A 21,573-nucleotide genomic window follows, 5' to 3' on the forward strand; every position below is an offset into this window, starting at 1 on the left:
AATCTTCCTTTGCGGCAGAACCCGGTTGAACGCGGAACCGGAACAGCTGCTCTTCACCGCTAAGAATAGACCAAGCTACGCGGCCGGAGCCTGCGAAATCCTCACCATGTTGCCCGAAGGATCGCGGAAGGCGCAGTCACGGGGACCCCACGGCTGGTCGATCGGCTCCTGCATGACCTCCGCGCCGGACGCCCTGACCTTCTCGAAGAGCGTGTCGACGTCGTCGGAGCGGAAGACGATCGGCCCCAGGACACCCTTGGTGAGCAGCTCCTGGAGGGAGTCGCCGTCGGCCTTGGACCGGCCCGCATGCGGTTCGGATAGCACGATTTCAACACCCGGCTGGTCCTTGCTGCCGAGAGTCACCCACCGGAATCCGCCTTGCGCGACGTCGTTGAGCACCTCAAGGCCGAGGGCGTCCCGGTAGAAGGTGAGCGCTTCGTCGGGATCGTTGACAGTGATATGTGAGTACTGCAATGAAATAGTCATGGCAACGACGTTAGTCCGGGGAGTTGACGAGCGCTTCTTGAATCCTGCTCGCTTCTTTCCGGAGGGTCACGGCGTTCCGAAGCCGGCGTCGCCGAGCACCTTCTTGCCTTCGCTTCCCGTCACCAAGGCGATGAACGCGGCAGCCAGGTCCTTGTTCTTGCTGGTGCCAACGGTGCCGATCGGGTAGGTGTTGACGGCCTTGTCCGACTCCGGGAAAGTGATGCCCTTGACCTTGTCCCCTGCGCCCTTGACGTCGGTGACGTAGACGAGTCCGGCGTCGGCCTCCCCTGAGGCGACCTTGCCCAGGACGTCAGTCACGGAAGACTCTTCACTGACGGGCTTCAGGGTTGTGCCGGTGGCCTTTTCGATGGTTTGGGCCGCGGAGCCGCAGGGTACCTGGCTGGCGCAGAGCACCACCTTGACGCCCGGCTTGGCGAGGTCCTCGAAGGAACTGATCGACGCCGGGTTGGACGGCGGGACGGCAATGGTCAGGACGTTGGTGGCGAAGTTCTTGGCCGTTCCGTCGAGCAGCTTGGCGTCGGAAAGCTTGCCCATGTTCTTCGTGTCAGCCGAGGCAAAGACGTCCGCCGGAGCGCCTTGGGTGATCTGGGTGACGAGGTCAGAAGACCCGGCGAAGCTCAGGGCCACTTTTGTACCCGGGTTCGCAGCTTCGAATTCGCTGGCCAGCTTGGTGAACGTTGCCTTCAGCGAGGCAGCCGCGTAGACCGTCACCGTGCCGGAGAGCTTTGGTGTTTCGCTTGCGCTGGCGGATCCGCCGTTTGCGGTGCCTGCGGGAGTGCTTGAACCGCAGCCTGTCATGCCGGCCGCGAGGGCGCCGGCGACGAGCACCGCGGCGAAAGGTTTGGGGATGATCCTCATATGGTGCTCTTTCCTTGGGGAGTTTCGATGATGACCGTGGTGGCCTTGACCACGGCTGTGGCGACCGAGCCGAGTTCGAGCCCGAGCTCGCGGACCGCTTCGCTGCTCATGAGGGAGACGACACGGAAGGGACCGCACTGCAGTTCCACTTGTGCCATGACCTTGTCGGCCGTGATGCCGGTGACCAGGCCGACGAAACGGTTGCGCGCCGAGCGGCCCACCCGGGTGGGATCCTCGGGCAGCTGGGCCTGGTCCCGCGCGACGTGGGCAAGTTCCAGCCCATCCACGGCCAGCCGGCCTGAATCATCCTTGACCGGAGTCAGGATGCCGTTCTCGGTCCAACGCCGGACGGTGTCGTCGCTGACGCCGAGGAACCGGGCCGCTTCAGATACTCGAATATTTGGCACGGCTTCAGAATAATCCTCAAATGCGGTGGTGACGCTATGAAACTTCCGCAAATCAAATGTGACCCGTATTTCCGGCGGCGCTCTGCCCGGGTTAGTGGACGTCCCGGACGCAGCAGAGGTCCCGCCCCATCGGGGCGGAACCTCAGTTGAAGTCGTGGCTGGCTACGGCCTGAGTCAGTCTGCGCCGACCGCCAGCGCTTCCAGACGCTTGCTGGCTTCGTTTCGGCTGGGCCGCGTACGTATCTTCGCGACGCACGCGGGCATGGCAGCCACGGCCAGGTGCTCGCGGGCGCGGTATGTGCTCGGCGACACGCCGACGAGTTCAGTGAACCGCGAGCTGAAGGAGCCAAGTGACGTACAACCGACCTCCATGCACGCGTCGGTGACACTCATTCCGCCGCGCAGGAGCGCCATCGCGCGCTCGATCCGGCGGGTCATGAGGTAGTTGTAAGGGGTCTCGCCATAGGCGGCGCGGAACTGCCGCGAAAAGTGCGCCGGTGACATGAACGCATGGCTGGCCATGGTGGGTACGTCGAGAGGCTTGGCGTACTCGCGGTCGATCAGGTCACGGGCCTTGCGCAAGTACGTGAGCCGGGCGATGTCTTCCGGGGTCATGCCACGAGCGTACCTCGGCACGCCCGTCACTTCCATGGTGCCCGACGCCGTCCCGTCACCGCCGCGACAAGCGCACCGGCCGCTATTGGCCGCCGGCCCTCGCCTTGAGCGCCTCGGGGATCAGGGCGCGGACCACTTCGGGCCGGTCCGAGAGGACGACGACGTCGACCCTGCGGTTGAGTTCCATCAGCGCCTCGGTGGAATCATCGTTGACCTGCCTGGCGGATCCGAAGGCAACGGCGCCGATGTGCCCTGGAGAAATTCCTCCATGGTCGACGAGGTACCTGAGGACGTTGACGGAGCGGACGGAAGAAAGCTCCCACGTAGAGGGGTATGAGGTGACCCCGTTGGCCGCGTGGCCTTCCACCATGATTTCAAGGGCCGCCTTCGCCATGGTCGGGGCGATCATTCCAAGGACCTGACTCGCGCGGGGCGTGAGTTCCGGCCGGTCGGGTTCGAAGAAGGTCTGCGATCCTACGAGTTTCACGGTGAGTCCGCGTTCGTTGATCTGGAACTGCACATTGGCTCCCAGCCCCGCGGCGTCGAGCTTGGACTTCATGTCGTCGCGCAAAGCGGTGAGCCGGGCCGCTTCCTTGAGTGCGAGGTCCAAGTTGGAGAATCCCTGGGCGTCGGCGCTGGTGTATTCCGGCGGAACGACCGTCCCGCTGGCGGTGTCCACCTTCTGGCTGGCCACCGTGCCGAACCCCGTGGCGAGAGAATTGCGGAGTTTGTCGAATTTGGCCTGGTCCACGGTGGACATTGCGAAGAGCACGATGAACATGCACATGAGCACCGTGACCATGTCCATATAGGAAGCCATCCAGCGTTCGTCGACGTGTTCTTCCGCCGGAGGTGAACCGCGGCGGCGCCGCGACCTCATGCGGCCTTGGACGAAGCGAATTTGCCGGGGCGGGCTTCGTCGTCGTCGCCCTTCTTTGCGGATTTCGCCTTGCCGAGGCGGTCCGGGGGAACCATGGCGCGGAGCCGTTCGGCGAGCAGGAGGGGCTGAGTCCCGTTCTGTACCGCCAGCATGCCCTCCATCAGGAGGGTCATGCGTTCGATTTCGAGCTCGGACAGTCGCTTGAGCCGCGAACTGAACGGCAGCCAAATGAAGTTCGCGGACAACAAACCCCAGAGCGTGGCCACGAAAGCGGAGGCGATCATTGGTCCCAGATGATCGGGTGAGGAGAGGTTTTCAAGGACGTGGGTCAGCGATACCACGGTGCCGATAATGCCGATGGTCGGCGCGTAGCCGCCCAGGCTCGCGAAGAACTTGGCGGAGACGTGGTCGCTGCGCATCTTGGAATCGATCTCGTCCTCCATGAGGATGCGCAATTCTTCGGCATCGGTGCCGTCGGCGATGTTCTGGAGGGCCCGGGCCACGAACGGATCCTTCTCGTCCGCGGCCGCCTCTTCGAGGGAGAGAAGCCCCTCGCTCCGCGCCTTCTCGGCAAGGCTGATCAGCTGGTCGATACTGTCCTGCGGCTTGTCGGTCTTTCCTTTGAACGCTTTGGGGAGGTCCTTGAACGCCCGCACGGTATCGCGGAACGTGTTCCCGGCAAGACCTACGGCCAGGGTGGCACCGAAAACCAGGACCATGGGCGCGGGAAGCAGGAGGGCCATGAGATTGGCGTCTTCGAGGGTCACCATGGCGACCACCGAGCCGAAGGCCAGGAACAGGCCGATTATTGTTGAGGGATCCATGGCTTACCTTCCGTCCGGGTCCGGTGTGCGCACGAGGCTCAAGGGATAGCCCGTGACGGTGGGGAGGTCCTGTGCCCGCCGAAGAATATAGGCGCGGTAGTTCGCAATTAGTTCCACGACCTCCGCAAGGCTTTCGCGCACAACATAGGTAGCGCCGTCGAGGGTCACCAGATGGGTGTCCGGGCTTTCGTGGATCCGTTCAATGATGTCCGGATTCACGGCAAAGCTGGTGCCGTTCAGGCGGGTGACAACGATCATGGGCCGTTTCTGCTTTAGGTAGGGAGGCGCTTGTAGGAGTGCGGTTCAGTTCCTACTGTCGGCCGGAGGCTCGCTCCCGTTAGGCAGTGTCAGCGCAGCGTCGCTGGGCGCACGCGGACCGGTGCGAGGATTCCGATGATCATGACGGCGGTGATGGAACCTGCCGCCATGATCGCCGCGAGCACCACGATCTGGAAGCGCCCTGCCTCAAAGGGAGAAACCCCGCCAAAAATCGCCCCGACGAACGCGCCGGGCAGGGTGACAAGTCCCGTCGTCTTCGTTTGATCGGTTGACGGGATCAGGGCCGAATAGACGCTCCGCCGGGCAAGATCAAGGGTTGCCTGCCTCGGGGTGGCGCCGAGCGCGAGCCAACCCTCAACTTCCTCCCAGTGCTCGTAAACGGATTCCTTGAAGCGCCGGCCGGCCAGGACTGCGATGGTCATGCCGTTGCCAATGACGATCCCGCCGATCGCGAGCGCATAGCGGGGAGTGAACGCGATGGCTCCCGTCGCGAAAATGACGGCGAGCGTCATTCCGATGCCAGCGGCCATGGAGCCGCTGACCAAGCCCAAATGATGAAGGCTCCAGCCAATGCGTCGCGTGGCACTCATCGCGGCCACGGCAAACATCACCAGCAGGGCTACTGCCACCCATAGCGGGCTGGTGATCACACCACCCAGAACAAAACTGATCGCGGCCAGTTGCACGGCTCCGCGAAGGATGGCCAGTGCGGGAGCGAAAGGGTGAGGGGTGCGGAACACCAAGAGCAGTGCCAACGTGGCCGCCATCAGGACGCCGACGCCGAGGAAGGTCGGCAGGAATTCGGCGATACCGGGCATGGAGCCAGCTTATCGACTGCCGCAAGGCACTCGCTCAACCGACGACACACCACCTCCGCGCATTAGGTCATGTAAATCTTGCGTAATACATGTGATTCCCGTCACAATGGGGCATTCTGGATGGAAGTTTAGGTATGGCTAACCTAAAGTTTCAAGCTGTGAGCCCGCACTTACTTCCCCCGGGCTCCCTTGGATTTGCTCGCAGAAAGAAGCCCTCATGAAGATCCGCGCACATGCGCTGGCCGGCATCGCACTCGCCGCCACTGCAGCCCTGAGCCTGGCCGCTTGCGGCAACGGCACCGCCTCCTCCGCAGCCCCCGAGTCCGCTGCTACTTCCACTAAAGTGGGTGGCGAAATCACCGTCTACAACGCCCAGCACGACACCCTGACCAAGGAATGGGTGGACGCGTTCACCAAGCAGACCGGCGTCAAGGTCACCATCCGCCAGGGTTCCGACACCGAGCTCTCCAACCAGATCATCCAGGAAGGCGCGGCATCCCCGGCCGACGTCTTCCTCACGGAGAACTCCCCAGCCATGGCCCAGGTTGAGAACGCCGGCCTCTTCGCGGACATCGACAAGGCCACTGTGGACCAGGTCCCGGCCGCATACCGTCCGTCCACCAACAAATGGACCGGCATCGCCGCCCGCTCCACTGTCCTGGTGTACGACAAGACCAAGATCAGCGACGACAAGCTGCCCAAGTCCATGCTGGACCTGGCCAAGCCGGAGTGGAAGGGCAAGTGGGCTGCTTCGCCGTCCGGCGCTGACTTCCAGGCAATCGTTGCCGCCCTGCTCGAACAAAAGGGCGAAGCAGCCACCTCCGAGTGGCTCAAGGGCATGAAGGACAACTTCAAGGCATACAAGGGCAACAGCACCGCCATGAAAGCCGTCAACGCCGGCGAAATCGACGCCGCCTTGATCTACCACTACTACTACTATGGCGACCAGGCGAAGACCGGCGAGAACTCCAAGAACGTCACCCCGTACTTCTTCAAGAACCAGGACCCCGGCGCCTTCCTGTCCGTCTCCGGCGGCGGCGTGCTGAAATCCTCCAAGAACTCCGCAGCTGCCCAGGCCTTCATCAAGTTCGTCACCGGCAAGCAGGGCCAGGAAGTCCTCAAGAACGGGACCTCCTACGAATACGCGATCGCTTCCAACGTCGACTCGAACGCTAAACTCGTTCCCATCAAGGATCTGCAAGCTCCCACGGTGGATCCGGCCAAATTGAACTCCGCAAAGGTCACCGACCTGATGACCAAGGCAGGACTGCTGTAATTCTGTGACCACTGATCTATCGGCTCGCATCTCCCCGGAAGTTCCCGAGGCTTCGGCGAGCGCGACGACGGCGGGCAGGGGCAAGCGCCCCCGCCCGCCTTTCGGCGTTTCTGCAATATCCCTCCTGGCCGTGCTGATCGCACTGTTTTCGCTCATCCCGCTGGGGTACGTCGCTTACATGACGGCCGCGACCGGGTGGGACACCGCCGTCGCACTCATCTTCCGGCCGCGCGTTGGCGAGCTGCTCCTGAACACCGTCATGCTGGTGGTCTTCACGGTGCCGATCTGCCTGGTATTGGGAGTCGGTGGCGCGTGGCTCGTGGAGCGGACCAGGCTGCGAGGGCACCGCTGGTGGGCCGTGGCCCTGGCGGCCCCGCTGGCCATCCCGGCGTTCGTCAACAGCTATGCGTGGGTGACCGCCGTGCCCTCGCTGGAGGGCATCTGGTCCGGCGTACTCATCGCCACACTGTCGTATTTCCCGCTTGTCTACATTCCCGCGGCTGCGACCCTGGGGCGTCTCGACCCCGCGATTGAGCAGTCCGCGGCCTCCCTTGGCTTGGGACCGTGGGCCATCTTCTTCCGGGTTGTCCTGCCTCAACTCCGGATCGCGATGACCGGTGGCGCACTCCTGGTGTCGCTGCACCTGCTGGCCGAATACGGCGCGTTCGCGATGATCCGCTTCGACACGTTCACCACCGCGATCATGACCCAGTTCCAATCCACGTTCAACGGCACTGCCGGGAACATGTTGGCAAGCGTCCTGGTGTTCTTCTGCCTCATCCTGCTCCTGGCCGAAGTCAGGAGCCGCGGTAACGCACGCTATGCCCGTATCGGTTCCGGCGCGCAGGCCAAGCCGACCAGGCTTCCCTTGCACCACTACCAGCTTCCCTCCCAGCTCGCCCTGCTTGCGCTCACCGTTTTGGCCTTCGGATTGCCGATCTTTTTTGTCCTGCGCTGGGTAGTGGCCGGTGGCGCCCGCGTCTGGTCGGCCGACGAATTCCTTCCGGCTCTCCTCCAGACCCTCGCTTATGGCACGGTAGGCGCAGCGGCGACTATCGTCGTCGGCTTCCCCATGGCCTATCTGGCCGTGCGGCACCCCAGCTGGTTCAGCAAGATGCTTGAGCTCTCGAATTACGTCACCAGTTCCCTGCCCGGCATCGTGGTGGGCCTTGCCTTCGTCACCGTGAGCATCCGAATGGTCCCGGGCGTGTACCAGACCTCCGGGGTCCTGATTGCAGCCTATGTACTGCTGTTCCTGCCGCGGGCCCTGGTAAACATCCGCTCCGGGCTGTCCCAGGCTCCCAAGGAGCTCGACGAAGCCGCACAATCGCTCGGCAAGGCCCCCCTGGTGTCCTTCCTGAAAGTGACGCTGCGCCTCACAGCTCCGGCCGCCGCCGGCGGGGCCGCGCTGGTGTTCCTCGCCATCGTCAACGAGCTGACCGCCACGCTGCTGCTGTCCCCCAATGGCACGCACACCCTGGCCACCGAGTTTTGGAGCAAGAGCAGCGAGATCGACTATTCAGGCGCGGCGCCGTATGCCCTGCTCATGATCCTGTTGTCTGCCCCCATGACGTACTTGCTTTTCCAACAGTCCAAGAAAGTAGCCGGACAGTGACCGAACAATCCCCCTCAAGGCTTCCGTCACCCCGCGTGGCGGCTTCGGTGGCCCCCACCACCAACACGCATCTGGACATCGCCGAGGTCACCAAGAACTTCGGCTCCCAGGCTGTGCTGAAGGGCGTGAACCTCTCCGTGGCCAAGGGTGGGACCACCGCTATCGTCGGTCCATCCGGATCCGGCAAGACCACCCTGCTGCGCTTGATCGCCGGCTTTGAACACCCGGACACCGGCTCCATCAGCCTCAACGGAAACAAGGTGGCCGGGGACGGGATCTGGGTACCGGCCCACAAGCGGCATGTTGGCTATGTGGCCCAGGACGGCGCGCTCTTCCCGCACCTTACGGTGGGGCAGAACATCGCGTTCGGACTGGACAAATCAGCGCTCGACGGCGGCCGCCGCGCCGTGAAGGCCCGTGTCCAGGAACTGCTCGACATGGTTTCCCTCGATGCGGACATGGCAAAGAGGCGCCCCCACCAGCTTTCGGGAGGCCAGCAGCAACGGGTGGCGCTTGCCCGCGCCCTGGCCCGCGAACCGCAGCTCATGCTGCTCGACGAGCCGTTCTCAGCGCTCGACGCCGGCCTCCGCGTGGCCACGCGGCGCGCCGTGGCGAAGGTGCTGAACGAAGCCGGAGTCACCACCATCCTGGTGACGCACGATCAAGCCGAGGCCCTGTCCTTCGCGGATCAGGTGGCGATCATGCGCGGCGGGAAACTGGCGCAGATCGGCAACCCGTTCGTTGTGTACACCCGTCCCGCGGACCGGGCAACGGCCGAATTCCTCGGCGACGCAGTCATCCTGGACGCGTGGATGGAAGGCTCCCTGGCCACGTGTTCGCTGGGCGGCATACCCGTACGCCGTCCCCCGGCACAGGGCCTCGTGCAGTTGATGCTCCGCCCCGAACAGATCCGGATTGCTCCCGACGGTCCCATCCGCGGAGTCGTGGTCGACACTGACTACTTCGGCCCCGAGACAACCGTGCGGATCAAGCTCGCCCCGCGCGTTGCCGCCGCCGGCGCATCCTTGGCCTACCCGGGAGGTGGCGAAATCATCACCATCCGGCACTGGAACGCTTCCATCACCAAGCCCGGCACGGAACTGTGCCTCCGCGTGGTGGGCGAAGGCGTGGCGTTCCCTGTGGAGGATTAGGGGCGACGGCCGGCGCAGTGCCGGACCGTTGCGCTCCGCATTGCGGGCGTGCTAGCGTTGCGGCGATCGTGATCTATCAGCAGTAGGAGGTGAGTCCCATGAACGCAGTATCCGCAATGGGTGCTCCCCTGCAGTCCACGATCGCGCGACTGAACTAGTCGCCACCGGGAGCGCCAAACAGGCAATTCGCGAAAGGCGACTCCCATGAACACAACACCTTCTTTTCCTTTGCACTCCCGCGATCGGGCGCTGGTCCTCGGTGGCGGCGGATCGACAGGCAATGCCTGGCTGATCGGCGTCATCGCCGGCCTCTTCGATGCCGGGCTGGATGTGACCGACGCCGATCTGACCATCGGCACCTCGGCCGGATCAACGGCCGCGGCCCAGATTGCCGGCGCGACACCAACTCAACTGTTCGCCAACATCCTTGACGCCGTCCCCCCGCAACGGCCCGCTCCGGTCGGGTCCGGGCCGGGACGCGCGCCGGCCAGGCCAGTGGTGAACCACCTCGAGCGGATCAACAAGATCATCGCCGATGCCCAGGATGTGGCTGACATGCGCCGGCGACTCGGCGCAGCAGCGCTCGACATGGATGCGGCGTCGGATGGCGCCTGGTCAACGCAATGGCGCACCACTGTCGCCACCCGGCTACCCAGCCAGCACTGGCCTGAACGGACAGTGCTCATCACGGCGGTCGATGCCCGTAACGGTGAACCGGTCGCGTTCGACCGCCATAGCGGCGTCGACTTGGTGGACGCCATCGCCGCCAGCTGTTCCAGCGGCTTGCCTTACAGGATCGGAGACAAGCGGTACCTCGACGGCGGCTATCGATCCAACGCCGAGAATGCCGATCTGGCAGCCGGATACGGACGGGTCCTGGTGCTCTCACCCTTCGGTGGCAGATCATTGCAACCGCTGGAGTGGGGCACGCATCTCGCGACGCAGGTCGACGAACTCCGCGCAGGCGGCAGCAGAGTCGAGACGATCTTCCCGGACAGCAACTCGGAGCACATGTTCGGCGCCAATGCCATGGATCTGTCGCTGCGTCCGCCCGCGGCCCAGGCGGGTTACGAGCAAGGCAGAGCCCTTGCCGGGCAAATCACCGAGTTCTGGAGCTGAGCCGCCCGGGAGTTGCTGACCCGGGCGGCGTGACCACAACGGTCCATGCCTAGGAGGCCGACCGAGGCGGTCAACCGCCGCCTCGGTCATCTTCGCGGCTCAGCCCCGGCTACCTCATCGATCATAAGAGTCGCATTAATGTCAAGAGTTTTTTCTCCTATTGAGTGACGTATACCTGAAATTGAGTGGTCGAAATTCATAAATTGAGTAGCGACGGACGGTGGATTGAGTATTGAGACATGCGAGAGGAATGCAATCCGTGATTCCCATTTTGGAATTTGAAAATAATTCCCTCGACCTGTTTCATAAAACTCTTGCCCTCATTTGCCTCATATGCATAATTTGATCGTGAAGCGCCTGTCTCTCTCTGAAAGGTGATCCATGTCAAACAGATCTAAGCTAGGTTCAATCGGAAGTCTTCTACTTGTCGCGCTTGTCGCCAGTGGGGTCGTGGTGTCGAGCGCGGGGGTTGCACAGGCATCGCCAGTTTCTTTAGGTGAAGGGGTTCATTCGCCAAGCAAAGTCAGTACTGTTGCGGTCCCCGGAACGAACATCGTTGTTTCTGGCGCCGGCGCTTGGTCCGCAAGCATCACTCTTCCGGGCACGGCTTCATCCGAAGCTCTCGCAAAACCGGGCAAGATCCCGGACGGCCTTTTCGCCGGGCAAGGTGAGCCGGTTCTGAGCACCAAACTCAACAGTGCCGTGATTAGTAGTTATGCCACAGGCAAGGGAACTCAGACACTGATCAACATTGCTTCAAACACTGCGGATCGAGAATATCGGTTTCCCTTGTCGCTCCCCGCAGGATCAAAAGCAGCCATAGACACTGATGGTTCCGTTGTTGTTCGCACCGCTGAGGGTGCGATTGCTGGGGGTTACAGGGCTCCATGGGCTTACGATGCGCTCGGCAGGGCTGTTCCGACGCGGTTCTCCCTCGACGGAGAGGGTCTCGTGCAGTCGATCGATTTTGATCAGAACACAGCCTTTCCGGTAACCGCTGATCCGAGCGACTTTTGGGGCTGGGCCAAGTGTATAGCGACCGTTACGGCAGAGGTTGCTGCTAACGCTCTGGTCGCCGGTAAAGTCGCTAAACTAGTTGCAAGGTTTGGAAGTATTCAGAGGACCTTCGAAATTCTCTTCCGCGCCTGGAACGCGGCATCCGGGTTGGAGAAGAAGTGGCAAGCTGTCGTTGCCGCCGGCGGTGGTCTTGCTGGAGAGGTTCTAGGCATCGCCTCGATCAAGGAAGCGTGTTTTGACTCCTAAAGGTGCTCGCGACATTCCTATTTCCCTGCTTCTATTTGCATTGGTAGCGGTTCTGCTATTCATAACGGCCGCCGGATATATGCAGCTCTGGTGGTCAATACTTGCTGGCATCGCGCTTGTTGGAACCGGCATCGGAGCTTTCGCTGATTTCCAGCGTCGCAAGAACTAGCTTTCAAGGTTTCAGATTAGAACTCCCGAGGTTACCGACTCCGGGACAGGCATAGCCTTATGGCATGACCGCAAGCTACAGATACGACGTGGAGATCCTGCATCTTCTTGTGTCATCGGGCCATGCCTACTTCGGCCGGGCACGCGATGGTGCCGCCGAGGTGCCCACCACGGATGCCGAGCAGGTCGACGTCGTAAGCGGCAAGGGCATCGTCGGTGACCGGTTTTTCGGCAAGGCCGCGCACATGGATGCCGCAGTGACGCTGATAGCCATCGAGTCGCTCGAGGCGATGGCCACCGAGCTGGGGGTCGCGCCTTTTGACCCGCTCCTCACGCGCCGCAATGTGGTCCTCAGGGGAGCCCACCTGGCTCCCCTGCTGGGCGAAGAATTTGCCTTGGAATCGCGGGGCGGCGTTGTCCGGTTCCGCGGCGGACGTCCGGCCCACCCCTGCTCGTGGATGGACCAAGTCCTGGCTCCGGGCGTGCACGCAGCCATGCGCGGGCGCGGGGGCGTGCGCTGCCAACCGCTTTCGGATGGCATCCTGCATCGTGGCACAGCTGTGCTAATTAGTCCCGTACCGCTTGTTCCTGACAAGGCCGGCGAGGCCACGTTCCTCCGGGCTTCGCGGCTTCCGTAGGTCCATTCTTATGACTGCCGTGGTTCCGTTTCGGATGCAGCGATCGAGGCGTTGGCTTGGTCGGCCAAAGAGCCCTGCCGACGACTCGCCAGGAGGAACGGCACCGCGATCAGTTCGATAACGCCGCTGATCGCGAGCGAGGCGGAGTAGCCGTAAACATCGGCGGCCCGGCCGAGCAGCGGCTGCACCACCACTCCACCGCTTGATCCCATCAGCGAGTCGAAGCTCAGCACTGTTGCCCGCTGCTTCGACGGGATCATGTCGTTCACGTAGGCCTGCCGTACCGGTGTGGCCGCCGAGTCGACCATGGCCCAGAACGTCAACAGCGCCAAGGCCACCCAGAAGACATTCGTGAACCCGAGCACCACCAGAATCAAGGCGCTCACCACTCCACTCAGAATCAACACCGTAGTGCGTTTGCGAACGAGGCGCCGGATACGCGGTGCAAGCCATCCGCCCACCACCTGTGCCCCCGCCACGATTGCCGCTGCCAGCCCGGCCACCGAGTACGCGCGCGGGTCGCCGAAGAGCTGAAGCAGGTATGGCTGCAGGGCATAGAACACATAGATCCCGACGCCGGCGCTGAACGGCGCTGCCAGCATCACGTACCGTACGGGTGGATTTTTCAAACCGTTCTCGATCGAGGCGTCGAGAACGGCTCGGGTCGCCTTGAGGGGGTGGGTAGAACGCTCGGGGGTGAAGCCGACGTCGCGCATGAGCAAGAAGGCCACGGCGAACATGGCGAGGAGCACGCCCACGCGAATCAGGAACGGGACTCCCAGGTTGGTGGCCTGCGCGATCACCCCGCCAGCCACCGAGCCCGCGAGCATGGCGGCGCCCGAGACCATCTGGCCGCGCCCGAGCACTGTCTCCAGGCCACCCTCATATCCAGTGAAGCGCAGCGCGTCGACGAGCCAGGCCTCCACTGCACCCGAGAAGAAGGTGAAGCCCAGGCCGAGCAATACCGACACCACGGCCCACCACAAGAACGGGGCGGAAAGCTGCCAAAGCAGATAGTAGAGGTAGGTGGATCCGGCCAGTGTCACAGTGCCAAGAAGGAACGAAACGCGGCGTCCCCAACCATCGGCCACCACTCCAGTGGGCACTTCGAAGACGACCATCCCGGCAGTGAAGAAGGCGTTTGCCGCAAAGGCCTCAAGATTGCTGAGTCCGGCATCCAGTAGGAAGAGGGTATTGATCCCCCAAATGAACGAGGCCGCAAGGGTATTGCCGAGGGTCAACGTGAGGTAGACACTTTGGATCTTTCGGGCGGCGGGGTTCATTGGAACGACGGCCCCGCCTTGGCGAGGGGGAACCACGAGGCCATTCTCGTCCGCTTCGGTTGCGCCCGCCAGAGGCGGACGGGACGGGCTTGAGGGGAGCCCACCGGAAAGCACACCTCACGCCGGCGAAGCCGATCACAACGTCGCCCATCGGGTGATTATCGACGGCTGCGAGGTTGAGCCGGTGGCGGCGGAAGGAGACCCGGGCCCCGGAATCCTTCCCGAGCAAATATGGAAAATTTCTGCTGGTTTCCGAGGTTTTTCGGTGCGCAGGTGTTCTTCGACCTAAGAATGTCAGTGGTCCCTGGGATGCTTTGGTTATGGCCGGAATTCGGGAAACCCAGCTGACGGGGACGGGCGCGCCAGTCGGCGGCGCGGCTCCGATGTCGGGTGCCTGGGTACGGGACGTGATCGATGCCCTGACCTCGTTCCGGCCAGCCCTCCCGAACGGCACGGCACCCGATGGCCGCGCTGAACTGATTGACCAGTTGCGGGCACTGGAGGATTTGAAGTCCGCGGCTGCCGCTGCGCAGGCCCGGATTGCCGTGGCGTTCGATGCGGCCCAGCGCAGCGCCGAGACGAACCTGGGCGTCCCCGCCGACGAGCGCGGCCGCGGCGTCGCAGCCCAGATTGCCTTGGCCCGGCGGGAATCCCCCGCCAAAGGACCCCGATTGCTGGGTTTGGCGAAGGCCCTCGTGACCGAGATGCCGCATACCCTGGCCGCGCTGGATTCGGGACAGCTGAACGAATGGCGCGCCACCCTGCTCGTGAAGGAAACAGCCTGCCTGTCCGCCGAAGACCGCTTCGCCGTGGACGAGGAGCTCGCCGCCGACACGGGAGCCTTCGACGGCGCCGGAGACAAGGCCATCATCTCCGCCGCCCGGGCCGCAGCCTACCGGCGGGACCCCCGCTCCGTCACCCAACGCGCCAGCCGTGCCGCGGAGGAGCGGCGCGTGAGCCTTCGCCCGGCACCGGACACCATGACCTACCTGACCGCTCTGCTCCCGGTGGGGCAGGGCGTGGCCGTGCACGCGGCCTTGACCCGGCATGCAGACTCGCTGCGCTCCGGCGGGGACACGCGGTCCCGCGGGCAGATCATGGCCGATGCCCTGGTCGAACGCACCACCGGCACCCCCGGCGGGATCAGCGGGGTTGAGGTCCAGCTCGTCATGACCGACCGGACCCTGTTCCAGAGCGATGCCGAACCGGCGCGTCTCCCCGGCTACGGGATTGTCCCCGCTGCGTGGGCACGGGCAATGTTGGCTGGGAACGAGGGCCAGGCGGAACCCGGCCAGGCCGGTCCCGGCGGCCAGTCCGCGGACCGGGCCTTCAAGGTCTGGCTCCGGCGCCTCTACACAGCCCCCGGAACCGGGGACCTCGTCGCCGCCGATTCGAGAGCCCGGCTCTTCCCGCCAGGCATGCGGCGCTTCATCCAGGCCCGCGACGAGACCTGCCGGACCCCCTACTGCGACGCGCCCATCAGGCACTTCGACCACATCATCCCCTGGCACGACGGCGGACCCACCAGCCTGGCCAACGGCGCGGGCCTGTGCGAAGCATGCAATTTAGCCAAAGAACTCCCCGGCTGGACAGCACAAACCGGAGCAGCAACAACCCAGCACGGGACACGGCATGTCCTGGACATCCGCACCCCCACCGGACACCACTACCGGTCAACAGCCCCGCCCCCGCCAGGAACCGGGCTATCCATGAGCACGGCGGCGCCAGATTCCAGAGGCCACCGACGCAAGCTCCGACACCATGCAAAGGCGCTTAAATACGCCCAACCCGCCAAACTGCGGGCCGCCTAAGTAAGCTATGCCGAGCCGGACGACGTGTCTTTCGGGCCGGTGTCTTTCGGAACCGCGTCTTTCGGCGCCGCATCTTTCGGCGCCGCATCTTTCGCAGCAAGCGGCAGGGTGATCCTCATGACCGTTCCCCGCGGCCCGCTGCGCTCAACCTCCACAGTGCCGCGGGCCCCGGTGATGATTTCACGGACCAGCGCCAAGCCGATTCCGAAGCTGCGCTGGCCTGGTGCGCCCTCCGGACTATGTGTCCTCACGAAGCGGTCAAAGATCCGGGTCTGGTCCACGCCTTTGATCCCAGCCCCGGAATCCGAAACCGTGACCACCGCGCGGTTGCCGAGCACCGCCGTCGTGATCCCCACCTGGCCGCCAGCTGGGGTGTGTGCCAGCGCGTTGTCGGCCAGCGCAAGGAGGGCGCGACGGAAGCCACTGCCGTCAATGAGCGCGAAGGGGCGGTCCTTTTCCGTCAGGGTGACGCGGACGTTCTTCTCCCCCGCGAGCTGTTGCAAGCTCTCGACGACGGCGCCCGCCACCTTGGCGAGATCGCTCGGCTCTGCAGCTGCGTCCGGAGGCGAGCCGGTGGCTGCGACAAGCAATTCGTTGACGATGCCGGTGAGGGTAGCTGTGTCATTTCGGATGCGGGCGAGCGCTTCCCCCGTTTTTGAGTCCGCGGCGGCATCGCGCTGGGCGAGCTGGACCCGTGCATCGAGGATGGCGAGGGGCGTGCGCAATTCGTGGCTGGCGTCCTGAACGAAACGTCGCTGCAGGGCGAGCGCTTCTCCCAGGGGCCTGATGGCACTCCGCGCGCTGAGCCAGCCGATGGCCCCGGCAAGGAGGATCCCCGCAATGCCGGCAACGATCATGGCCTTCAAGAGGTCCTTTAAGTCGAGGTAGGCGAAGACGGAGTCCGCCTCCTTGGATCCTTGCAACCCGGGCTGGAGCGGCTGGCTGAAAAGATAGACCGCTGCCGCCGCCAGCAGGCAAAGCACCAAAACCGCGCATGCTGCGCTGATCCGCAGGGCGATCTTCAGGGAGGCCTTACGCAGTGTCTCCTGGTCCGGGTTTTCAGTCATGGGAATTGTTCTCAGTCATGGGGTTCGCCGATCTGGTATCCGAGGCCGTGGACCGTCCGGATCACCGTCTTGGAGATCTTGCGGCGCAGGTGGTGGACGTAGGTGTCGATCACGCCCGGCTGGTCCGTGGGGTGGAACAGGGCGTTGATGAGGTCTTCACGGGTAAAGACACGTTCGGGTTCGCCGGCCAGGGTTTCGAGGAGCCCGGCTTCCTTCGCCGTCAGTGTGACTACGGAACCGTACACGGAGCGCATGGAACGGGCACCGGCGTCGAACTCCCAATCCCCGATTCCCAGGGTCTGGGGCGGCGGCGCGTACGTTCGGGTGAGGGCTCGCAAGCGGGCGGCCAATTCCCTGGCGTCGAACGGCTTGCTCATGTAATCGTTCGCCCCGGCGTCGAGGCCCCGGATCTTCTCGTCGGTGGCACCGAGCGCCGTCAGGATGAGGATCGGGGTGGCAATCCCCTTGGCACGAAGGGCCTTGATGAGTGCGATGCCGTCCATGACCGGCAGCCCCCGGTCAATGACCATCGCATCCCAACTCTGGGTCAAGGCGAGGTGGAGCCCGTCGCGCCCATTGACAGCCAAGTGGACAGAGAAGTCCGGCTCCAGGAGTTCGCTGATGAGCGGCCCCAGGGCGGAGTCGTCTTCGACCAAGAGGAGGGCCGGCCGCTCAGCTGTTGTCATGCTGCCTATTCTTCCCCGGCGTGCCCGTTCGCGGCGCCTACCTTGACGTTGCGCCGCTTTTTGAGCAACTCGACTCCCCACGGCAGGACGGAGACCAAAACCATGATTACGGCAATGGCGTCAATGTTGTTTGCGATGAACTCGTAGTGTCCCAGCCACGAGCCCAGGAGTGTCACGGAGGTCGCCCAAATGACGGCCCCGGCGATGTTCCACAGGGTAAAGGATTTGTAGTTGTAGCGCGCGATGCCTGCGCTGAGCGGCGCAAACGTCCGCACAATGGGGACAAAGCGGGCCAAGACGATTGCGGGGCCGCCGCGGCGCTTGAAGAATTCTTCGGCCGCGTCCAAGTGGGCGGTTTTCAAGACCCGGGCGTCGTCCTTGAACCATCGCCGTCCGAACTTGCGCCCAAGCATGTAGCCGATCTGGTCTCCTGCGATGGCGGCGGCTGATACGACGGCGATCAACACAGGCAGTTCAAGCTGCAGTTGCTGGTGAAGCAGGCCCGTGGTGAACAGCAAGGAGTCACCGGGCAGGAAAGGGAAAAGGAGACCGGATTCGATGAAGACGATCAGCGCCACTACTCCCAGCGCCGCAGTGCCCAAGCCCTGGAGGAGGGTGGTGGGATCAAGGAATGCGGGCATGGCGGAAAGTACGTGCATGGGGTCCTCCTCAGGATCCGTGTGCTTGGGTTGGGGCTGCTTCCGAGGCGGGTGCTTCCGAGGCGCCTGTTTCTGATGAAACGCCAAACGGTAGCCGCGCGAAAACCCGCGGGGCGTACCGGTTCCAGAGCCCGGCCAAGACGATCACTGCGGCGCTGGTGGCGAGGAATGACGCCACAACGTCGCTGGGGTAATGGACTCCGATGTAGATACGCGACCACGCCACCACCACGGCCATGACAGCACCGGCCCACGCAGTGATGACGCCCCACCGGCTTCCCCGGACCAGGAAGTACAGAGCGAAGGCGAGCGCTACGGCGAAGGCGGTGTGGCCGCTGGGAAAACTGTTGGAACCCGTTTCCGGAGCCAGGGGGTCGAAAAGAAGCGCGGGGTTGGGCCGGTGGCGGGCAACGATAAGTTTGAATACCTCGCTGGCAACCCAGCCCGAACATGCAAAGAGCACAAACATGACAGCCCGCACGAAGGACTTGCGGACCAGGCAAAGGTACAAGCCGATCACGAGGACAATGCAGACTCCCGCTACGGGGGCGAAGAGGACGTTCAAAGCCATGGCCGCGGTGGTCAGTGCGCCCAGGTGATGGCGGCTGAGTTCCTGGTCAATACCGAATTCCCCAGTGGTCAGACCCGCTACCGCCTGCACGCTGAAGCCAATGGCAAGCACTGCCGCGGCGAGGACAATGCCCCACAGGAGCCAGAACCTCGTCTGGGGAAGCAACGGCACACTGTGACGGACGACGGCGGAAGCGCGGCCTTCCGTGGAAGTGTTCTGCTTGGGGTGTGATCGCATGGTGTCTCCGGTTCGGGGTGACGGCCGTTGTGCGGCCTGTTTCCACTCTCCCGTGGGGCACTTAAGAAGCTCTTAAGAACTCCTGGACACGGCCCTTTCCCCTTGACCCGCACGTGGATGGGCCCCAGAGTTTAGGAACCTACTGTCCGCCACATCGAAGGGTCTGGGATGTCCGAATTTGCGATCTCGAAAGACGGTACCCGCATCGGGTATGACCAATACGGCGAAGGACCTGCCGTCATCCTGGTTGGCGGCGCGATGCAATTCAGGGGCTTCGACTCCAACACCATGGAAATGGCCAAGCTCCTGGCCGCCAAGGGGTTCACGGTGCTGAATTACGACCGGCGCGGCCGAGGGGAAAGCGCTGAGGCTCCGTCATTCAGCCTGAAGGACAACATCGACGATCTCGCCACGCTCATCGACATCGTGGGCGGCCAGGCCGCGCTCTTCGGGAGCTCGTCCGGTGGCTCGATTTCCCTGGCAGCGGCGGCAGCAGGCTTGCCCGTCACGAAGCTCGCGCTCTGGGAGACTCCGCTGAGCGAAGAACTCGGCGCCGGCGGGGCTGAATTCTTCGCCGGGCTCCAGGAACGGGTCGCCTCCGGCGACAAGGCTGGCACCATCGAGTACTACATGAAGGATATGCCGCCGGAGTGGCTGGCCGGAGCCAAGAACAGTCCAGGATGGCCCGTCATGATCGAATTGGGCCCCAGCCTTTTGGCCGACGCCGAATCCCTCGCGTGGTCCCAGTCCGCGCCTCGGGCAGAGCTCTGGTCCGGCATCACCCAGCCCACCCTCGCGATAGTCGGCGAGCAGACCGTCCCGATCATGCCGAAAGCGGCCGACTCCATCGTGGCCAACATCCCGAGCGCCCGCAAAGCTACCATTCCAGGCGCCAACCACGGCTGGGAACCTAGCGTCATGGCCGACGCCTTGGCCGAGTTCCTCGCCGAGTAATACGGCACTCGCTTTCACCATGAACCTGGCCGGGATCGCCGTCGAGCTCTACACACTGGTTCCCTCGGCCTTCACGGCGGCCCGCACTGCGCGGGCCAAGGAAGCCAAGTCGGATGGGGATGCCGAACTGGCGAAACAAATCGCCCAGTTGCCCAAGCCTTCGACGGCGGCGTGGGCCGTCAACATGCTTGTCCGGCACGGCACCAAGGAATTCGCCGGCGTCCTGGAGCTTGGGGCCTCGCTCGGGCGAGCCCAGGAGCAGCAGGATCACGACCGTCTCCGCACGCTCGGCCAACAGCGCCCGCGCGTCCTGGGCGCCGCCGTCGAGCAGGCCCGGGCAGTGGCGGAAGGCCTCGGTGTCAAGGTCAGCGGCGCCGCCGCGATGGAGATCGAGGCCACGCTGAGGGCGGCCATGACGGATCCCGGCGCCGCCGCGGCGCTCCGCAGCGGGCAGCTTGTGCGTTCGCTCGCCACGAACGGATTGGAACCCGTGGATCTCTCGGGCGCGGTGGCGATTGCGGGCGCGCTTCCCGCGGTGGACGTCACCCAGGAAGAGCCCGACGACGGCGGGCGGCAACGGGGGCGGGCAGACTCACAGCGGGCTCGCGCCGACTCGGAGCGCGAACGCGAGAAGGCACAAACCGTACTCGCGGAAGCAGAGCGCAGTGCCGACAAGGCCGACCTGGAACTCGCGCAGGCCGAGCGCGAGAAGTCCGAGGCCTTGCGCCGGAGCGAGCAACTCGCCGTCGACGTCAAAGCCGCCAAGGACAAGCTGGCTGCATTGCAACAGGAGCTTGCCGCGACGGAGTGGGCGATCACCCTGGCTGAGCGGGACCGCAAGCTGGCAGCCCGGCTAGCCGAGCGGGAGCGCCGGGCCGCGGAAACGGCACGGGCCCGGTTGGAGGGACTTTCCTAGCGGGCGCAACGTCCGGTATACCGGACATTCCGAGGCGTATTCTAGGACAATGTACAGTCAATCGGTGCGGCCCAAGGCGCCGGCCGCGGCCCAGGTGCTGGCGGTTCTCAGATACGTTGCCGGACAGGCCGGCCCGGTCAGCGCGTCCATCATTGCGCGCGATGTTGGACTGCCTCGGTCCACCACGTATCAGCTCATTGCCTCCCTGATCGATGACGGCTTCCTGGTCCATCTTCCCGAGGAGCGCAAGTATGCCTTGGGAGTGACCGCCCATGAGTTGGGGACCGGGTATTCGCGGCAAGCTCCGATCCAGCGGATCGCCCGGTTCCCCCTGTCCCGGCTCGTCGCCCGGACACGCCGGACTGCCCATCTTGCCGTGATGCACGGGCGCGACGTCGTTTACGTGATCGAGGAGCGGGCGCCGCGGCAAAGCCCCCTTGTCACCGACACCGGAGTCCGGCTTCCTGCCCACCTGACGGCCAGCGGCAGGGCGATGATGGCCCAGATGGACCCCGCCCAGGTGGCTGCGCTTTTCCCTGGGCCAGAGGCTTTCGCGGAGCGCCACAGCAAAGGCCCGCAATCCTTGCCCGCATTGCAGGATCTCTTGGCACGGGCACGATCGCTCGGATACGCATGGGAGCAGGACGAGGTCACGGAGGGGTTTTCTTCTGTGGCGGTCGCCGTCCTCGACCGGCAGCGCTATCCCGTGGCCAGCGTGACGTTGACGGTGTCGAACCGGGCGTTTCCCGGCGGAGGCACCCGTCACCGGGCCAAGGACGCCGAGACCCCGGAGGAAAGGGCGGTCCGCATCGAGGACGTCGCCCGGGAGTGGATTCCGGAAGTGACCAGGTGCGCGAGGGAAATTTCCCGCAGGCTGGGCACCCAAACCTGACCCCGACGTCGTTCCCTCTGGTCGACTGGGACGCTCGCTCACCTATAGGGCCAAATGCGAGGACGCTCGCTCACCAAAG

At 64.1% G+C, this 21,573-nt stretch carries 23 protein-coding genes; 10 read left to right on the forward strand and 13 right to left on the reverse strand.

Features of this window, described 5'->3' with window-relative positions; genetic code table 11:
- Nucleotides 1-75: 75 nt before the first annotated feature.
- From VLA65_RS02860 to VLA65_RS02895, 8 genes are all read right to left on the reverse strand, one after another.
- Nucleotides 76-486, reverse strand: coding sequence for a VOC family protein (locus VLA65_RS02860; RefSeq protein WP_059388226.1), 411 nt, complete (start codon nucleotides 484-486; stop codon nucleotides 76-78).
- A 66-nt stretch (nucleotides 487-552) separates the two neighbouring features.
- On the reverse strand, nucleotides 553-1,365 hold the full coding sequence (modA, locus tag VLA65_RS02865; RefSeq protein WP_307052745.1) for a molybdate ABC transporter substrate-binding protein: 813 nt from the start codon (nucleotides 1,363-1,365) through the stop codon (nucleotides 553-555).
- Nucleotides 1,362-1,772, reverse strand: a complete 411-nt coding sequence (locus tag VLA65_RS02870; protein WP_059388228.1) for a TOBE domain-containing protein — start codon at nucleotides 1,770-1,772, stop codon at nucleotides 1,362-1,364. Before VLA65_RS02870 ends, modA begins: the two co-directional genes overlap by 4 nt.
- 174 nt (nucleotides 1,773-1,946) lie before the next feature.
- On the reverse strand, nucleotides 1,947-2,387 hold the full coding sequence (locus tag VLA65_RS02875) for a helix-turn-helix transcriptional regulator (RefSeq protein ID WP_332601843.1): 441 nt from the start codon (nucleotides 2,385-2,387) through the stop codon (nucleotides 1,947-1,949).
- 82 nt (nucleotides 2,388-2,469) lie between these two features.
- Entirely contained in the window at nucleotides 2,470-3,267 is a 798-nt protein-coding gene (locus tag VLA65_RS02880; RefSeq protein ID WP_332601737.1) for an OmpA/MotB family protein, read from the reverse strand.
- Nucleotides 3,264-4,091: a motility protein A gene (locus VLA65_RS02885; RefSeq protein WP_307052744.1), complete on the reverse strand. Its 828-nt coding sequence runs from the start codon at nucleotides 4,089-4,091 to the stop codon at nucleotides 3,264-3,266. Before VLA65_RS02885 ends, VLA65_RS02880 begins: the two co-directional genes overlap by 4 nt.
- 3 nt (nucleotides 4,092-4,094) lie before the next feature.
- On the reverse strand, nucleotides 4,095-4,349 hold the full coding sequence (locus VLA65_RS02890; RefSeq protein WP_059388231.1) for a flagellar FlbD family protein: 255 nt from the start codon (nucleotides 4,347-4,349) through the stop codon (nucleotides 4,095-4,097).
- 89 nt (nucleotides 4,350-4,438) lie between these two features.
- Nucleotides 4,439-5,188 carry an ABC transporter permease gene (locus tag VLA65_RS02895; protein ID WP_332601738.1) on the reverse strand — a complete coding sequence of 250 codons (750 nt, stop codon included), beginning with the start codon at nucleotides 5,186-5,188 and terminating at the stop codon, nucleotides 4,439-4,441.
- A gap of 217 nt (nucleotides 5,189-5,405) precedes the next feature.
- On the opposite strand from VLA65_RS02895, the gene VLA65_RS02900 reads away from it, so the two are divergent.
- The 6 genes from VLA65_RS02900 to VLA65_RS02925 all read left to right on the forward strand — a co-directional run bounded on the left by VLA65_RS02900 (nucleotide 5,406) and on the right by VLA65_RS02925 (nucleotide 12,418).
- The gene (locus VLA65_RS02900) at nucleotides 5,406-6,464 is read left to right on the forward strand and encodes an iron ABC transporter substrate-binding protein (RefSeq protein ID WP_306963051.1); all 1,059 of its coding nucleotides are present in this window, start codon (nucleotides 5,406-5,408) and stop codon (nucleotides 6,462-6,464) included.
- Nucleotides 6,465-6,468: 4 nt separating this feature from the next.
- Nucleotides 6,469-8,079 carry an ABC transporter permease gene (locus tag VLA65_RS02905; RefSeq protein WP_284989586.1) on the forward strand — a complete coding sequence of 537 codons (1,611 nt, stop codon included), beginning with the start codon at nucleotides 6,469-6,471 and terminating at the stop codon, nucleotides 8,077-8,079.
- Nucleotides 8,076-9,230: an ABC transporter ATP-binding protein gene (locus VLA65_RS02910; RefSeq protein ID WP_284989585.1), complete on the forward strand. Its 1,155-nt coding sequence runs from the start codon at nucleotides 8,076-8,078 to the stop codon at nucleotides 9,228-9,230. The genes VLA65_RS02905 and VLA65_RS02910 overlap by 4 nt, the downstream gene beginning before the upstream one ends.
- Nucleotides 9,231-9,434: 204 nt before the next feature.
- The gene (locus VLA65_RS02915) at nucleotides 9,435-10,349 is read left to right on the forward strand and encodes a patatin-like phospholipase family protein (protein ID WP_332601739.1); all 915 of its coding nucleotides are present in this window, start codon (nucleotides 9,435-9,437) and stop codon (nucleotides 10,347-10,349) included.
- A 381-nt stretch (nucleotides 10,350-10,730) separates the two neighbouring features.
- Nucleotides 10,731-11,612, forward strand: a complete 882-nt coding sequence (locus tag VLA65_RS02920; RefSeq protein ID WP_148667463.1) for a hypothetical protein — start codon at nucleotides 10,731-10,733, stop codon at nucleotides 11,610-11,612.
- A gap of 233 nt (nucleotides 11,613-11,845) precedes the next feature.
- Nucleotides 11,846-12,418 (forward strand): MOSC domain-containing protein, encoded by a 573-nt coding sequence (locus tag VLA65_RS02925; protein WP_332601740.1) that lies wholly within the window; start codon nucleotides 11,846-11,848, stop codon nucleotides 12,416-12,418.
- Nucleotides 12,419-12,426: 8 nt separating this feature from the next.
- Here VLA65_RS02925 and VLA65_RS02930 read toward each other — a convergent pair whose 3' ends face one another.
- Nucleotides 12,427-13,701, reverse strand: a complete 1,275-nt coding sequence (locus tag VLA65_RS02930) for an MFS transporter (protein WP_332601741.1) — start codon at nucleotides 13,699-13,701, stop codon at nucleotides 12,427-12,429.
- Between the two features lie 320 nt (nucleotides 13,702-14,021).
- On the opposite strand from VLA65_RS02930, the gene VLA65_RS02935 reads away from it, so the two are divergent.
- Nucleotides 14,022-15,512 (forward strand): HNH endonuclease, encoded by a 1,491-nt coding sequence (locus tag VLA65_RS02935; RefSeq protein ID WP_332601742.1) that lies wholly within the window; start codon nucleotides 14,022-14,024, stop codon nucleotides 15,510-15,512.
- Nucleotides 15,513-15,517: 5 nt separating this feature from the next.
- Here VLA65_RS02935 and VLA65_RS02940 read toward each other — a convergent pair whose 3' ends face one another.
- Genes VLA65_RS02940 through VLA65_RS02955 form a run of 4 tightly spaced genes read right to left on the reverse strand, consistent with a single transcriptional unit; the run spans nucleotide 15,518 to nucleotide 18,732 of the window.
- Nucleotides 15,518-16,579, reverse strand: coding sequence for a sensor histidine kinase (locus VLA65_RS02940; RefSeq protein ID WP_332601743.1), 1,062 nt, complete (start codon nucleotides 16,577-16,579; stop codon nucleotides 15,518-15,520).
- A gap of 11 nt (nucleotides 16,580-16,590) precedes the next feature.
- Nucleotides 16,591-17,265: a response regulator transcription factor gene (locus VLA65_RS02945; protein ID WP_332601744.1), complete on the reverse strand. Its 675-nt coding sequence runs from the start codon at nucleotides 17,263-17,265 to the stop codon at nucleotides 16,591-16,593.
- 5 nt (nucleotides 17,266-17,270) lie between these two features.
- Nucleotides 17,271-17,924: a DedA family protein gene (locus VLA65_RS02950; RefSeq protein ID WP_332601745.1), complete on the reverse strand. Its 654-nt coding sequence runs from the start codon at nucleotides 17,922-17,924 to the stop codon at nucleotides 17,271-17,273.
- 10 nt (nucleotides 17,925-17,934) lie between these two features.
- Entirely contained in the window at nucleotides 17,935-18,732 is a 798-nt protein-coding gene (locus tag VLA65_RS02955) for a phosphatase PAP2 family protein (protein ID WP_332601746.1), read from the reverse strand.
- A 168-nt stretch (nucleotides 18,733-18,900) separates the two neighbouring features.
- Here VLA65_RS02955 and VLA65_RS02960 point away from each other — a divergent pair, with 168 nt between their 5' ends.
- Genes VLA65_RS02960 through VLA65_RS02970 form a run of 3 tightly spaced genes read left to right on the forward strand, consistent with a single transcriptional unit; the run spans nucleotide 18,901 to nucleotide 21,494 of the window.
- Nucleotides 18,901-19,686 carry an alpha/beta fold hydrolase gene (locus VLA65_RS02960; protein ID WP_332601747.1) on the forward strand — a complete coding sequence of 262 codons (786 nt, stop codon included), beginning with the start codon at nucleotides 18,901-18,903 and terminating at the stop codon, nucleotides 19,684-19,686.
- Between the two features lie 19 nt (nucleotides 19,687-19,705).
- The gene (locus tag VLA65_RS02965; RefSeq protein WP_284989576.1) at nucleotides 19,706-20,602 is read left to right on the forward strand and encodes a hypothetical protein; all 897 of its coding nucleotides are present in this window, start codon (nucleotides 19,706-19,708) and stop codon (nucleotides 20,600-20,602) included.
- A gap of 49 nt (nucleotides 20,603-20,651) precedes the next feature.
- A complete protein-coding gene (locus tag VLA65_RS02970) occupies nucleotides 20,652-21,494 on the forward strand; it encodes an IclR family transcriptional regulator (RefSeq protein ID WP_332601748.1) in 843 nt (280 codons plus the stop codon).
- Nucleotides 21,495-21,573 lie beyond the last annotated feature (79 nt).

Origin of the sequence: Arthrobacter sp. S2(2024) (assembly GCF_036662515.1) — a bacterium.
Lineage (GTDB): Bacteria > Actinomycetota > Actinomycetes > Actinomycetales > Micrococcaceae > Arthrobacter.